We start from the raw sequence: 14,351 nt of genomic DNA, 5'->3' as shown, positions 1-14,351 counted from the left end.
GATGAATAGTGCATTAATTATCATTTTTCTTTTTCTTGCAGTATCGATTTTTCTAGGGGTACAAGCTAGGAAAGGAAAAGACATGAATCTTGAGCAATGGAGTGTCGGAGGAAGAGGATTTGGTACGATTTTCGTCTTTCTCTTAATGGCTGGTGAAATCTATACAACCTTTACTTTCCTAGGTGGAAGTGGCTGGGCTTATGGAAAAGGAGGTCCTACCTACTACATCACTGCTTATGGTGCACTTGCTTATATTATGTCTTATTGGTTGCTTCCAAAAATATGGAAATATGCTAAAGAAAATAATTTAATGTCTCAACCGGACTTTTTCGCAAGTAAATACAAAAGTAAAGCACTTGGCGTTTTAGTTTCAATTGTTGGTGTATCTGCTGTAATTCCCTACTTAGTTCTACAATTAAAAGGATTAGGAAGCATCGTTTCAGAGGCTTCTTATGGAATGATTTCACCAACTTTTGCGATTTGGATCGGTGCTATTTCAGTGACTATTTATGTAATGATATCTGGTATCCATGGATCTGCATGGACTGCAGCGTTAAAGGACATTATGATTCTTGGTGTTGTTCTATTTCTAGGAATCTATCTACCTATTCATTATTATGGTGGATTCCAAGCGATGTTTGAAGCAGTTGATAAAGCTAAACCAGGTTTTTTAAGTCTCCCAAAAGAGGGATTAAGTGTATCTTGGTTTAATTCTACGGTTCTTCTAACAGCCTTAGGATTTTATATGTGGCCGCACACTTTTGGCTCAATTTATTCAGCCAAAAGTGAAAACGTATTTCGTAAAAATGCGATTATCATGCCTTTATATCAACTTGTGTTGTTATTTGTGTTTTTCGTTGGATTTGCAGCAATTCTTCAAGTTCCTGGACTACAAGGTCCAGATGCCGATCTGTCCTTATTAAAATTAAGTAAACAATCTTTTAACCCATGGTTTGTTGGAATCATTGGTGGAGCAGGGGTATTGACTGCAATCGTGCCAGGCTCGATGATTCTAATGGCATCTGCTACTTTAATATCAAAAAATATTTATAAAGTGTTTGTACCATCTGCTACAGAAAAGCAGGTTGCAGTTTTAGCTAAATACCTTGTGCCTGTGGTTGCTTTATTCGCAGTTTATTTTACATTTAATGGTGGAACTACATTAGTAACTCTGCTATTAATGGGATACAGTCTAGTCACTCAATTGTTCCCAACACTTGTCTTTAGTTTAATGAAAAAGAACTTTGTAACGAAACAAGGTGCATTCGCTGGTATTTTTACTGGAGTTGCAACAGTTACTTATGTCACTATAAGTAATACAACAATTGGATCATTATTCCCAGCACTTCCTCAATATATTAAAGATTTGAATATAGGTGTTATTGGCTTAGTTGTAAATCTTGTATTTTTAGTCGTTGTTAGCTTATTTACTAAAAACATAGCGGTTCAAAGCAAAAATGAAATTGTAGCATAAATAAGAATTACTCTGTAACAAAGGGGTTGATTGCTTTGCCCCTATTTTTTGTGTAGGCATTCTTAAAGATCTAAGAGGTTTATATATTAGAAATCTTCAAAACTTTTAAAGTAACTGGAACTTGCTAAATACAATTGGAATAATTATAGGACTAGCTATTTATAGGTTTTACATTAAGTCTAGCAATCGAATTAAATATTACAACTTACAATATTTAGCTCCGTTCCCAATTGTTTTTATTACACCTAGAGAATATCATACTTGTATAGTTTTCATTCATCATTTTTATGTCAAATTTTAGAAACTTATAGATTAGTTCTTATTGAATCTTAAAATTAATAAAAACTCTTCCTATAAATATAGTAAGAGTTTTAATTTGCGGAGAGGATTGTTTCTTTTTTATTCTATTTTTAAAAAGTTTTGGGAGAAATAAAATTATAAATTAATGTGACCACTTTGGAGAAAGCTTTTAGTTTGTTCTTTGTTTATTTCGCTTGAACTAGAGGTGTCCCACCTTGAACAGTAACCCAACCCCATTTTTGTCTTGCATCCATTTCCATTTTCTTTAATAATTCTGGAGTAAGTGAGTCTGATAAAATTTTATTTGCTTTAGCATCTGCTTCCGCATTTAGGATTTTTGTTTGGTTTTCAATTTTTGCTTTTTCTTGGTCAGCTAATGCCTTCTTTACATTCAATTCAGAAGTTGCCAATTGTGCTTGTGTCTGTGCCATACCTGCAGGAGATCCTACGTGTATAAATCCAAAAGTTCCAACTTCAATACCTTGTTTTGCGAGTTCCTTATCTAGTGCAAGATTGATTTCTTCAGTAATATCAGCTTGTTTTGAACCTTTAATGTCGTTCCAGCTATATTTGTGAGTAATTTTGTTCACAACATTTTTCATTGTAGGTTTGACGATGTTATTTTTGATGTAACTAATATCTTTTCCACCTACGGATTGATAAAGATTAGCTACGTTTTTAGTTGAAATTTTCCATGTTAAGTTTGTATTAACAGGTAGTTCTTGCTGATCTCCAGTACCTACAGACCATTCTTGATTAGAATTACCACCTTCGTGTTTGTCACTTGATAAAACTAATGATTGTGTATATGTTGGATATTCTTGTACTGAAACTCCCCAACCGGTCCAATGAAAACCTTGGGGGACTTCAGTAATTTCTCCACTCATATGTTTTTCAATACCGATACTACCAACACTAATATGCGACATACCACCAATTGTGTAAATAATACCTCCAATTATAATAACTCCGCCTGCAATCAGACTTCTTAATCCACCGTTCACTCTTCATCTCTCCCGATTTCTTTTTTAATGTTTTTAATATGATTATTAAATAATCTACCTATTTTTATAAAGACCTTATAAAACAGTAAGAAGAGAACGATTCCAATAATAACAACTAAAATTCCGAATTGATAAAAGAAAACCATTGTTATTCCCCCGAATGTGCAAATTAGATTGACGATCTTTCTACCATTTCTTATATGCAATTATAGTTTGATTTAAGCTGTATTAATAATTAAATTTTGCTTAGAAATATAGTGCGTTATCCAGCTTCATTGGAAAAAATAATAGCTTTTAACCCAATTCCCCCAAATGGATATTTATAGTTAAAAAGATTGCAAGAATAGAGAATCCCTAAGAAAACCACCAATTATAGGTGGTTTTTCTATTTGAGTAATAGAATATTGGCCTATTTAACATAGATTTCTTCTTAAATTAGCGGTATCAAACTGGGAAATTCAATAAAATCAAGGCAAAAATAACCCAAGTTTAAATCAAAGGGAAATCAATTTTAATTGTAGAATTTTTCTTTTATTGAGTTGGAATCATTTGAATTTGGTCAGTTGGTTTTTAGGAAGGAGATTACATACGCAGTTACAAACGAATAATTCAGTGAAAAATCATTATTTAATCAGAAAAAACAATATTGATACTTTTTTTCAAAATTAAAATCACATCAACACTTAATATAATTAAACTAGATCAGGAAAAGGAACATCTTAGAGTATGGAGGAAGTTATATGAATATTGAACAATTAAGTCATCTTTGTGGGGTTTTAGAGAGTGGTTCCTTTACGATTGCAGGACAGAAATTTTTTATTAATGAAGCTGATATGAAAGAATCAATCATTAGTTTAGAAGTTGAATTCGGTATAACGCTAATTGAGTGTGACGACGAGTCTAAAGTGGTGCCTTCATTTGAATGTTTACAAATTATTTCATATATAAAGGAAATCGTAAGGAATTGTCGTGAAATTGAAGAGGAAATTAAATCCTTACATAAAAAATCTTCTGTTAATACAATGTATGATGTAAGTATGTTTTAACTCTTTATAGTTTTAAATATAGGACCGAATCATACTTGATTTGGTCTTTTTAGAATAACTCTTACTTTTCAAATAAACGGCAAAAAAGAAGGCTACAAATTCAGTAGCCTTCTTTTAATTTGTCTCATATATAATTTTCCCTGTTCTGGAGGTATCATAATCTCCTAAAGAATCAACCTCTGATTGAAACTGATTTGAAGATAAAATTTCTGTGATAATTCTGATCAGTCGTTCATTTGCAGGGGTTTTTAATATAACAAGGTCATATTGTTCTGTTATGAGTGGAATAAAATCAATTCCTACAATTTTAGCAGCTTTTTCAATTCCAACTCCAACATCTGCTACCCCAGTAGAAACAGCGGAGGCCACGCTTAAATGATTGCTCTCTTCATGTTCATATCCATTAATCTTTTTAGAAGAAATTTCGTTGATCCTGAGCTGTTCATCGAGAAGTATTCGCGCACCCGAACCTTTCTCTCTATTTACAATCTTTATATCTTCGCGCTCTAAATCTTTCCAAGAGGTAAGATTTAAAGGATTAGCCTTTTTAACGTATAAACCTGCTTTCCTAGATAGCAGATTGAATAAAATAAATGGGTGTCCCACTAAAATTTTTTTTAGATAGGGCAGATTATACTCTCCAGTATCTCCGTCAAAAAGGTGGAGGCTAACGATGTCACATTCTCCATTATACATAGAAATAAGGCTGTTTAAGCTTCCAGTAAAAGATCTTAAAGATTTATAGGTTGAGTTTTTCTCAATCTGTTTACCGAGTATATCTAAAACTAAATCTTGGCCACTAATAACAACATGATTTGATTCTTTTGGATCGCTTCTGCGAGGTTCAAAAACAGAGGCAGGCAATGTGGTGTTTTGATTTGTTTTATTGTTTTTTATGTAATTGTCCAAGTCATTTGCTGCTATTCTCATCTGTCTTCCTACACGGAATACAGGTAATTCACCTTTTTTGACCAGGTCATAAATGGTTAATTTCGATACTTTTAAAAACTGTGACACTTCTTCGATTGTATAGGAAAGTTCCAACGACATTTACATCCCTCCATTTTCTATTTTAACTCAATGCCTTTTAAAAAGCATATTCCTAGTAAATTTAGTGAAAATTTTAAAATTCTATTTCTTGTTTAGTTATAACTAAATATAATTAGATATAACTAGTTATATTTTAAAAAGGAAGGCAGATGAATAATGAAAAAACTTTATTCTTTATTTTTATCGATAACGATGATATTAGGACTAGCAATATCTGGTTGTTCAACAAATGAACAAGCTACTAAGTCTGCAGGCAAGAAACAAGAAGCAGTTCAAAAGAATGTGGAGTTGACGATCTCAGCAGCAGCTAGTTTACAGGATGCACTAAATGATATTAAAGCAAACTTTGAAAAAGCAAATCCTAATGTGAAAATAAACTTTAACTTTGGAGCATCGGGAGCATTACAACAACAAATTTCTCAAGGAGCACCGGTGGATCTTTTCTTCTCGGCTGCAGAGGACAAATTTAATAATTTAATACAAGATGGTTTAATTGATAAGAGCCAAGGTAAAGATGTAGTTGGGAATGAACTGGTATTAGTTGTACCAAAAGATACAAAAAAAGAAATTAATTCTTTTGAAGATCTTACGAAAGCAGATAAAATTTCAATGGGTACCCCAGAAGCGGTACCAGCAGGACAATATGGTAAAGAAACATTGGAAAATTTAAATGTATGGAAAGCAATTGAAGGCAAAGTAGTTTATGGTAAGGATGTTAGACAAGTACTTTCTTATGTAGAAACAAATAATGTGGACGCAGGGATTGTATATAAAACAGATGCGCTGACATCGACAAAAGTTAAAATTGTAGTAACAGCAGCTGAAAATACACATGATCCAATTATTTATCCGTTAGGTGTAATAAAGAATAGCAAGCAACCTAAAGAAGCTAAAAAATTCTATGAATATCTTCAAAATGATGAGTCTATGAAGATATTAGAGAAGTATGGGTTTAAGGGGCTAAATTAATTACATTAGCTGACATAAGTTTTAGAAATGAGCCGATTAGTTGATTGGTTCTTTTTTTTTAGTGGAAATATTGAAGAAGCTTATGAAGTATTCGATACAGTTGATTAGAACATCTTTAAAATACAAAAATTCGTAAGTTCTATATAAAGAACGATTAGATAGCTTTGTTAAAGCTTGTTTAGAAGGGGAAATTTAAGAGAGGAGGATACTAATTTTAATCGATAGAATGGGAATTGGTTAGATAAATGTATATCAATCAAATCTTTTTTTTAAATAAAAGAAAAATATAATACGGAATAATATAGGCTAGTGCATGTATTCCTTTATTGATATATTGAAGAGTTTTCGGTCTCTTTTCCCTTTTTGACCAATTAGCCAGTACCAGCTCTGTCCAATATAAAAAGAGTTTGATACAAGTTGTTCAATATACTTTGAAATAATTCCATTGATTTTTTCTTTTTCAATTTTATTTTTTATAGATAAGGCAATGACAAAATAGGATTTATCACTTTCAAATTCAAGTAATTGAAGATGATATTTACCACCTTTTTTTTCATTAAAATCATTTAATACGTGATCTATACAGTTTCGGACGTCTATTTTATATTTAGCCGCATCGTTCCAATTTGATAAAAGAGAGTCATATAATGAGACTGTTAAGATGTAGTAAGATGCATAGTCTTTAGGATTAAATTTTCGTTTCTCACCTGTATATTGATATAAAGGTGGAACAACAAATTTTTCATAATTAGCAAAAAAATCTTCAGTCATGTTTAATACCTACTTTCTAGATTGAACAAAAGTTTACTATATCGAATCTTAATTTAGTTTTTCCTATTCTTTCCAAAAATAGACAGGGAAAGATGATTTGGATTACGGAAAAGATTTTTAGTGAAAAGCAGAGTTGAGAAATTCAACTCTGCTTTTTTGTTAGTTTTAATCGGATAGACAATGGAATTTTTTAATCTATTTAGCTTTATAATATTTGAAGAGAGAATACTAGAGAGGTAAAATCACCATTCGCAAAAGCATCATTACAACTGTAGAACATGACATCATTCTCCTTTTTGATTCTCATACCAGACTGAAAATCATGGAATCCCACCATTCGTTCTTCTTCCCAAACATTAAAAATATTTAAAAAGCCACTAGAGCATTTTAAGATCAGTTCTGATTGTTGAATTTCACTTCTCCATATAATGACTGTTTTTTGTTTTGGGGCATCGTTGATTGATATTCCATTTTCTGAAATAAATCCGACACCTTGATTTCTAGGAGAATTTGAACTCAAAAATTTCAACTTAATCACTTTTTCTTCATTCATTTGAAATACTTCAGTATGAATAGTTTCATCAGATTTTACAGACTTGTTAGTACTATACACTTTTTCTTTTACTAGTAACATTTTCACTTATCTCTCCTGTTAAGTTATTTTGATCCCCTAATGTTAATTTCAAAAAGTAACACAATCCTAAACAGGGGATACAGACTAATGCCATACCTAAAAAAGCAAAAGATGGAGATATAGAGTAGAGGTAACCACTTACTAATGTTAAAATACCGCTACCTAAACTTAAACCTAGAGCTGCATAAATTCCATGAGCAAAGGGGAAGTACTTATTTTCAATGTTTTCATCTAAGTATTTCACAAAGGCATATTGAGTAAGCCCAAAAGTAATCGAATGTAAAAATTGCGACAATACAAAAACTGAAATGCTGTTAAAAGAAAAGATCAATACCCATCTTAATATTGAAGCACTTACACTAAACAGTAATAAAACTGGAACAGATCGTCTTTTAAATAGAGAGTCTGATATATAGAAGAAAGCAATTTCTGAAATTACTGCAATGATTAAGATGAATCCTGTAAAACTTGTTTTTACCCCAATATTTTTCAAAAAAAGAACAGCATAACTATAATATGCTGCATGTGCAGCTTGAAGGGTGATGCAAATCGCTAATACCATTAAAAATGCTTTTGATTTAAACAACTTAAACAATGGAACTTTCTTTGATGTTATTTTTGCTTTTAAAGGTAAAGGAGCGTTAATGGATGTTAATAAAGAAAGTAGAACACACCCAATTATCAAAAAGTAAATTACTACATTTTCACTTTTTAAAGATATGAGTATTCCAGTTAATAATAGAGAAATAATATAGCCAATCGAACCATATGACCTACTCTTTCCATACTCTATTTTGCTTTCCCTAATAAGGATAGATGCCATAGCTTCATACATAGCTAAAGGCATTGGATAAACAAGGCTTAGTAAAACTGTAATAAAAGCCACTGCAATTAAACTATTAAACGGGATTAATATGATTAATAGCGTAACAGAAGTTAATGAAACTACTTGATTTAATCTTGCTAAATTGAGGTATCTACTTATAAATGGAAAAATAAAAAAGGTTGTTATTGACCTTGTTATTAAACCTAAAGCAATGATTAGTCCAGCTTCATCAGCTGTAAAACCTTTACTTGTTGTTAGCCAAGCAGACCAATAAGGCACGAAGATTCCGAAAGTGAAGAAAAACCCAAAAAACTGTAAAGACATCCATCTTTGATCGGTCATTTGATTCCTCCTGTTTCGGATAAATTTTTATTTTGTTTCATAATAAAATCACGCATTTTTTGAAAACAATATTCAGTAGCATACTGATCATAATTAGAAGTTGATTGATCGGTAAAACCATGACTTCCTTCTATTTTAATGATTTGAATCCTATCTTTTGTTTTCAATTCATTAATGACAATTTCGGGGGCAAATGAATTTTCTTTCGTTGGGAAAATTAGTAAGGTCTCACATTTTGCACTAACCTCTAAATAGTCCCTAATCCTCGAACCATAAAATCCAATTACGCCATCAAATAACCCGTCATATTTACTGCATAGCCATGCAATCGTTGCACCTACACTAAAACCCAAAATATACAAATTAGCACACTTAGTTCGAAGTTCTTTTGCAAGAGTAATAATTTTATTAGTGGCTAACTCAAACCCAATCTCATGAACAAAATGCTTATAAGCTTTGTTTTCATCTTGATAGCAATAGTTCTCATTATTACCTAATAAATTTGGACATACAACTGTAAATCCTATCGTATTTAAACTGTCGCAAATATCTTTTATATGTTTGTTAATACCATAAATTTCGTGAACTACTAAGATGGTGGTATTATGAAACTCGCAATTATTCAATTTTTAATCACCTCTAAATTAGAAAAAATAGGAATAGAATTTTGTTCTATTCCTATCAAATACCCTAGTAATACTAGATTTTTACTTGCATCTGGATCATTCCAGTGAAAGTAGGGTTTGCAGTCCACTTTGGATTTTCTAAATCATATAATGAATCGATTGTTGGAAAACGAGTTATTACTTCCTTAAGAATTTCCATGATCTCTACACGAGCAAAAGCAGCTGCTATACAAGTATGATAACCTCCACCAAAAGCTACATGACGGAAACCTGTTCTACTTATATCCATTTTGTCAGGATTTGCAAATACTCGCTCGTCTCGGCCAGCAGAAGCTAAGAAGAAATAAACAGAATCATTTTTCTTGATTTGCTGTCCGTGTAATTCGATATCATTTGAAGCATGTCTAACAATATATTGGATTGGCCCCTCTAGTCTCATTGTTTCATCTAATACTTTTGGAAGAAGGGACATATCTTTTTTAAGCATTTCTAGAATATCTTGATTCTTAAATAGAAGATGTAATGTATTACTTAACACAAATTGAGGAATTTTATGTCCACCGAAAATTAAGTGCATTGTTTGAGCAATTAATTGATCATCAGTAAGTTCACCATCTTCACCAGGAGTCTCAGAGATTAACCTACTTAATAAATCATTTTTCTTTTCTTTTCGTCTTTCCGCAATTGCATCTGAAAGGTATGTCCAAATTTCTCTTACACTTCCTCTAACTTGTTCACTAATTTCTTTACTAGGAACATGAGATACAACGAAATCTTGCATAAATAATGCGATATCATCAGACCACTTAATGAATCTATCAACTTCTTCACCAGGAATTCCTAACATTTTACAAAGTACCATCGCAGGAATAGGGTGTGCGATCTCTTTTACAAAGTCAAATGAACTTATGTTTTTTTCAAGTACTTTATCAACGATTGTAGAAACAATTTTCTGAATTTCAGGAGCAATAAGATCGATTTCATTTACTAAAAAGGCTCTGTTCATATAACCTTTTAATTGTGAATGAACTGGTCGATCGTTATAGACCATCCAAGTCTTAATGATATCGATTATATCTTTAAAATGTTGATCTTCTCCTTCAGCGAGATTACTCATTTTGTTCGGAATTACATTACTTGAAATAAATTTATCTCCTAGTAAATTCTTGGACACATCCTCATACCTAGTTATAAACCAAGATTGCATTTCTTCATGCCAAAAAACAGGTGCATCATTTCGTAATCTTTCATATAGTTCGTATCTGTTTTCATAATACTCTTTACTATTTAAACTAAACTGCTCGACAGATTGTTTTACATTTATACTCATGTTATTTCCTCCTGTTATACTACAATTATTTTTTTATTGGATTTTCTTACAAAATTTCCAATCTCAATATCACTTAAATGACATATTACGTCACATACAAAACGTGAACGCTCAATAACATTAGAGATATTGTTCAATTGCTGTAAGATTTCCTTATCTAATTTCAACAAAGAATCCTCACTATTTAAGTTAAAAAGATAATCGTAGGTGAGCTGTATATTATGAGTAATCTTTTTATCTATTTCTCTATTAACTTTTCTTTCTAAGAAACATTTCTTTGTAATTTGATTTAATAGAAAAAGTTTTAATTCATTTTCTATTGGAAGATTCAATTTACTATACATTGGTTGTGCATAGTTTATCTTGATCACTATTGTATCTATAAAATCATGGATAATAGATTGTAGTGGTTCCGATTTGAACTTACCGTAATTTTGAAAGATTTCCCCAAGTATATTATTTTTAATGTCTTCCATAATCTTTGGAATGAAATAAAGTAATTCCGATCTACTAATTTCAGGGAAAAAAAGCATTGACTCCTCTAGCATCACGCCTTCGGTAAAATATCTATTAAGTAATTGAGCAAATCTATTTTCTCCATAAAATAGTATTAAATCTTTTAGATCTGATAGGGCATAAGATAACGTATCTGCTCTGTCTACGATTGATTGCTCAATGACATTTTCTTGATATGTCAAAAATAAAGGTTCTAAATAGTCTGTCATATACCCGTAATAGCCTTTGATTAAACCGTTATATTCTTCTCTAATTAAAGGAATTTTGGTTTTGTATTTCATTAAGGCTATAAGGGTTCTGTATTTAAAATCATCCGAACTATTAACTAAAATTTTAACGCTCTGTGCATTCGATTCAAATCCACCCATTTTTTTCATCATTTCATCTAGCGCTCGTTCACCGGTATGTCCAAATGGTGGGTGACCAATATCATGAGCTAGACTAATAGCCTTTACTAAATCTTTATTTATGGGTGCAATGTTATTCTCTTGAAAATAATTGTTAAGATGTTCCACGATTAAGCCTGAAACATGGCATACGTCAATAGTATGGGACAAACGATTATGGCATTGCTCTGAGTTGGGAATTAACTGTGTTTTTTTTGCTAATTTTTTTAAATGGGGGGATTCTAAAACTGCATTAAAGTCATGTAAGAACGCAACATTAGCTTCTTGCGTTTGCTTGTTAGTTAATCTTAGGTGGTCAAAAGTATGATACATGGCCTTATACATATCAATAAACCCCTTCTATAAACATTAATTTACGAAAACATTTAAGTGACATAAAAAAACCAAGATAAAGTAGGACGTATTCTCCACTTAAGAGATAAGTCCTACTTTATCTTGGTTCGCAAAAAAGTTGAAATTTTAAAGGTATATAAAGTCCTTCAAATAGGTAAAGAAAGTGTATTTTTAAATAGTCTAAGATTAATAGAGTATTTAAAAGTATCTATTCAAAATGACATAGTTATCCTTTATTAAATTCAGCTTTTTTTAATAATAAAGTAAAAATTACCTCGTAGTCTAATTCTTAACGGGAATTAGGTAGAGACTCCCAGACCATATTTCTGGGGATATACGAGCTATAATACAATTTTGGTAATTAATGGTAAAGTTGGTAATAATAACCTGCAGGATTATCAATTAATATATTACATTTAATCAAATCAAATATCAACAGTGTCTCTATGAGGATATAGTATGAAGTTTTTTGGGTTAATTTAACTAGAATGCTATATGATAGCTCAATTTAAAAATGTGCTTTTAGATGAACAATGATTCATTTTCGATATTGACAGTAAATTTAGTGTGTAATAGTATAATAGTTAATTTTTAAATATTAAGTATTTTTAGAAAAATATTTAGCTAATACATAATGGAAAGATTATTTTGAGTTTTCATCAAAAGGTTTGAGTTATGCGCAGTTACTATGTCCTTAAAATAAATAGATTGCTAATTTAGGAGGAGTAATAATGAAAGCGATTACTGAAGGTGCTTTATTATGGGAACCAACTAGGCAGCAAATTGAAAATGCTGGAGTTAGCCATTTTATGAACTGGCTCGAAAATGAGAAAAATCTATTTTTCAATACACAAAGTGAGTTATGGAAATGGTCTGTGGATGAATTAGAATCCTTTTGGGAAAGTATTTGGAAATATTGTAATGTAATTTCCCATGCACCATACGATCATGTTCTTGAAGAGCAAAAAATGCCAGGCGCAAAATGGTTTACTGGCTCTAAAATTAATTATGCAGAACATGTATTTAGAAATGATAAGGGAGACCAATCTGCATTAATTTTTCAATCAGAAATTACTCCAAAAACAGAAATAAGTTGGAATGAGCTTAAGGAAAAGACAGGCTTGGTCGCAAATTCTTTAAGAGAATTAGGGGTTAAATCTGGGGATCGAGTTGTAGCATATATGCCAAATATCCCTGAAACAATCATTGCCTTTTTAGCTTGTGCAAGCATTGGAGCAATCTGGTCTAGCTGTTCACCAGATTTTGGAACGAGTAGTGTAATTGACCGATTTAAACAAATCGAACCGACTATTTTATTTGCGGTGGATGGTTATTCTTATAATGGAAAAGTTCAAAATAGGTTATCAAGCGTTGAAGAGCTACAGTCTGAATTACCTACTTTAAAGAAGACAATTTTAGTGCCATATGTGAATTTTGATGAATACAAAATGGAAAACGAAACAGTTTACTGGAATGAATTATTAGTGGGAAGCAGTGAACTTACTTTTGAAAGTGTTCCTTTTGATCATCCACTATGGATTCTATTTTCATCGGGGACAACAGGTTTGCCTAAACCAATTGTACAAAGTCAAGGTGGAATATTAGTTGAGCAACTTAAGACATTAGTAGTTGAACAAGGAATAAATCAAGATGATGTCATTTTTTGGTTTACGACTACTGGCTGGATGATGTGGAATCAATTAGTTGGAGGATTGTTATCTGGCAGTAGGATATTATTGTTTGATGGAAGCCCTTCTTTTCCTAGTCTACATGTTTTATGGGACCTTGCAGAAGAAGTAGGTGTAACATTCTTTGGTACAAGTGCAGGATTCTTAAGCGTGTGTGAGAAGCAGGCAATAAAGCTAAAAGATAGACATAGTTTTTCTAAATTAAAGTCTATTTGTTCAACGGGATCCCCACTATCAGTCGAAGGATTTTCCTGGGTATATGAAAATATAAGAGATGACATCTGGCTTGTTTCAACTAGTGGAGGTACTGATGTTTGCACAGCATTTGTTGGAGGTTCACCGATTCTTCCTGTTTATGCTGGAGAGATTCAAGCTCGTTCATTAGGGGCTCATGTACAATCATTTGATGATGAGGGAAAATCAGTAATTAATGAGGTAGGGGAACTAGTGATTACTTCTCCTATGCCGTCCATGCCGCTTTATTTCTGGGGTGATTCGAATAATGAGCGCTATCTTGAAAGTTATTTTGAAGTTTATCCAGGTATTTGGAGACATGGAGATTGGATTAAAATTGATGAAAAGGGTAGTTGTGTCATTTATGGGAGATCAGATTCAACAATTAATAGACATGGAGTGCGTCTAGGTACAAGCGAAATTTATCGAGTTGTTGAGTCACTTGATGAGATAATGGAAGGTTTAGTAATCGATTTAGAACTATTAGGCCGACAGTCATTTATGCCATTATTTGTTGTACTTAAACATGGGGTTGTTTTGACAAATGAATTAAAGGAAAAAATAAAAGTAGAAATTAAGCAGAAAGTTTCACCACGTTTTGTCCCAAATGAAATTTATGAAGTTGAGCAAATTCCAAAAACATTAAGTGGAAAAAAATTAGAAGTTCCAATACGTAAAATATTATTAGGGTTTTCTCTTGAAAAAGTTGTCAATCAAGGTTCGATGGCTAATCCAGAGTCATTAAAGTTTTTTACCGAGTTAGCACAGGTTTTAAATGAACAAAGTTGAAATCAGTCAAAA

The 14,351-nt window shown here is 31.8% G+C and carries 13 protein-coding genes and 1 riboswitch; of the genes, 4 read left to right on the top strand and 9 right to left on the bottom strand.

Features of this window, described 5'->3' with window-relative positions; all coding sequences use genetic code 11:
* The first annotated feature begins 1 nt into the window (after position 1).
* Positions 2 to 1,474, top strand: coding sequence for a sodium:solute symporter family protein (locus COI44_RS10825; protein WP_098427931.1), 1,473 nt, complete (start codon positions 2 to 4; stop codon positions 1,472 to 1,474).
* Between the two features lie 485 nt (positions 1,475 to 1,959).
* On the opposite strand, the gene COI44_RS10820 is transcribed toward COI44_RS10825, so the two are convergent.
* Together COI44_RS10820 and COI44_RS24125 are read right to left on the bottom strand one after the other, a co-directional pair.
* The gene (locus COI44_RS10820; protein ID WP_098427930.1) at positions 1,960 to 2,778 is read right to left on the bottom strand and encodes an SPFH domain-containing protein; all 819 of its coding nucleotides are present in this window, start codon (positions 2,776 to 2,778) and stop codon (positions 1,960 to 1,962) included.
* The gene (locus COI44_RS24125) at positions 2,775 to 2,924 is read right to left on the bottom strand and encodes a hypothetical protein (RefSeq protein WP_179887080.1); all 150 of its coding nucleotides are present in this window, start codon (positions 2,922 to 2,924) and stop codon (positions 2,775 to 2,777) included. The genes COI44_RS10820 and COI44_RS24125 overlap by 4 nt, the downstream gene beginning before the upstream one ends.
* Before the next feature lie 594 nt (positions 2,925 to 3,518).
* Here COI44_RS24125 and COI44_RS10815 point away from each other — a divergent pair.
* Complete coding sequence (locus COI44_RS10815; protein ID WP_098427929.1) at positions 3,519 to 3,824, top strand: LysR family transcriptional regulator; 306 nt, start codon at positions 3,519 to 3,521, stop codon at positions 3,822 to 3,824.
* 114 nt (positions 3,825 to 3,938) lie between these two features.
* On the opposite strand, the gene COI44_RS10810 is transcribed toward COI44_RS10815, so the two are convergent.
* Positions 3,939 to 4,874 (bottom strand): substrate-binding domain-containing protein, encoded by a 936-nt coding sequence (locus COI44_RS10810; RefSeq protein ID WP_098427928.1) that lies wholly within the window; start codon positions 4,872 to 4,874, stop codon positions 3,939 to 3,941.
* A gap of 156 nt (positions 4,875 to 5,030) precedes the next feature.
* On the opposite strand from COI44_RS10810, the gene modA reads away from it, so the two are divergent.
* A complete protein-coding gene (gene modA, locus COI44_RS10805) occupies positions 5,031 to 5,843 on the top strand; it encodes a molybdate ABC transporter substrate-binding protein (protein ID WP_098427927.1) in 813 nt (270 codons plus the stop codon).
* Positions 5,844 to 6,149: 306 nt separating this feature from the next.
* Here modA and COI44_RS10800 read toward each other — a convergent pair whose 3' ends face one another.
* From COI44_RS10800 to COI44_RS10775, 6 genes are all read right to left on the bottom strand, one after another.
* Positions 6,150 to 6,614 (bottom strand): hypothetical protein, encoded by a 465-nt coding sequence (locus COI44_RS10800; RefSeq protein ID WP_098427926.1) that lies wholly within the window; start codon positions 6,612 to 6,614, stop codon positions 6,150 to 6,152.
* A gap of 205 nt (positions 6,615 to 6,819) precedes the next feature.
* Positions 6,820 to 7,254: a hypothetical protein gene (locus COI44_RS10795; protein ID WP_142329249.1), complete on the bottom strand. Its 435-nt coding sequence runs from the start codon at positions 7,252 to 7,254 to the stop codon at positions 6,820 to 6,822.
* Positions 7,220 to 8,416, bottom strand: a complete 1,197-nt coding sequence (locus tag COI44_RS10790; protein WP_098427924.1) for an MFS transporter — start codon at positions 8,414 to 8,416, stop codon at positions 7,220 to 7,222. The genes COI44_RS10795 and COI44_RS10790 overlap by 35 nt, the downstream gene beginning before the upstream one ends.
* The gene (locus tag COI44_RS10785) at positions 8,413 to 9,042 is read right to left on the bottom strand and encodes a dienelactone hydrolase family protein (protein WP_098427923.1); all 630 of its coding nucleotides are present in this window, start codon (positions 9,040 to 9,042) and stop codon (positions 8,413 to 8,415) included. The genes COI44_RS10790 and COI44_RS10785 overlap by 4 nt, the downstream gene beginning before the upstream one ends.
* A gap of 73 nt (positions 9,043 to 9,115) precedes the next feature.
* Complete coding sequence (locus tag COI44_RS10780; RefSeq protein WP_098427922.1) at positions 9,116 to 10,372, bottom strand: cytochrome P450; 1,257 nt, start codon at positions 10,370 to 10,372, stop codon at positions 9,116 to 9,118.
* 14 nt (positions 10,373 to 10,386) lie between these two features.
* Entirely contained in the window at positions 10,387 to 11,619 is a 1,233-nt protein-coding gene (locus COI44_RS10775; RefSeq protein ID WP_098427921.1) for an HD domain-containing protein, read from the bottom strand.
* A gap of 267 nt (positions 11,620 to 11,886) precedes the next feature.
* Positions 11,887 to 11,988: riboswitch (purine riboswitch) on the bottom strand.
* Between the two features lie 371 nt (positions 11,989 to 12,359).
* Here COI44_RS10775 and COI44_RS10770 point away from each other — a divergent pair.
* On the top strand, positions 12,360 to 14,339 hold the full coding sequence (locus COI44_RS10770) for an acetoacetate--CoA ligase (RefSeq protein WP_098427920.1): 1,980 nt from the start codon (positions 12,360 to 12,362) through the stop codon (positions 14,337 to 14,339).
* Positions 14,340 to 14,351 lie beyond the last annotated feature (12 nt).

Source organism: Bacillus sp. AFS088145 (assembly GCF_002564465.1).
In the GTDB taxonomy this organism is placed as follows: domain Bacteria; phylum Bacillota; class Bacilli; order Bacillales; family Bacillaceae_G; genus Gottfriedia.
Note: the sequence above shows the minus strand (reverse complement) of the source record. Positions and strands in the feature narration are given on the sequence as shown.

What these genes read in the sequence shown, in the direction of transcription:
- COI44_RS10825 (WP_098427931.1), top strand. Translation starts at nt 2, where the DNA reads ATGAATAGTGCATTAATTATCATTTTTCTTTTTCTTGCAGTATCGATT.
- COI44_RS24125 (WP_179887080.1), bottom strand. Translation starts at nt 2,924, where the DNA reads ATGGTTTTCTTTTATCAATTCGGAATTTTAGTTGTTATTATTGGAATC.
- COI44_RS10815 (WP_098427929.1), top strand. Translation starts at nt 3,519, where the DNA reads ATGAATATTGAACAATTAAGTCATCTTTGTGGGGTTTTAGAGAGTGGT.
- COI44_RS10810 (WP_098427928.1), bottom strand. Translation starts at nt 4,874, where the DNA reads ATGTCGTTGGAACTTTCCTATACAATCGAAGAAGTGTCACAGTTTTTA.
- modA (WP_098427927.1), top strand. Translation starts at nt 5,031, where the DNA reads ATGAAAAAACTTTATTCTTTATTTTTATCGATAACGATGATATTAGGA.
- COI44_RS10800 (WP_098427926.1), bottom strand. Translation starts at nt 6,614, where the DNA reads ATGACTGAAGATTTTTTTGCTAATTATGAAAAATTTGTTGTTCCACCT.
- COI44_RS10790 (WP_098427924.1), bottom strand. Translation starts at nt 8,416, where the DNA reads ATGACCGATCAAAGATGGATGTCTTTACAGTTTTTTGGGTTTTTCTTC.
- COI44_RS10780 (WP_098427922.1), bottom strand. Translation starts at nt 10,372, where the DNA reads ATGAGTATAAATGTAAAACAATCTGTCGAGCAGTTTAGTTTAAATAGT.
- COI44_RS10775 (WP_098427921.1), bottom strand. Translation starts at nt 11,619, where the DNA reads ATGTATAAGGCCATGTATCATACTTTTGACCACCTAAGATTAACTAAC.
- COI44_RS10770 (WP_098427920.1), top strand. Translation starts at nt 12,360, where the DNA reads ATGAAAGCGATTACTGAAGGTGCTTTATTATGGGAACCAACTAGGCAG.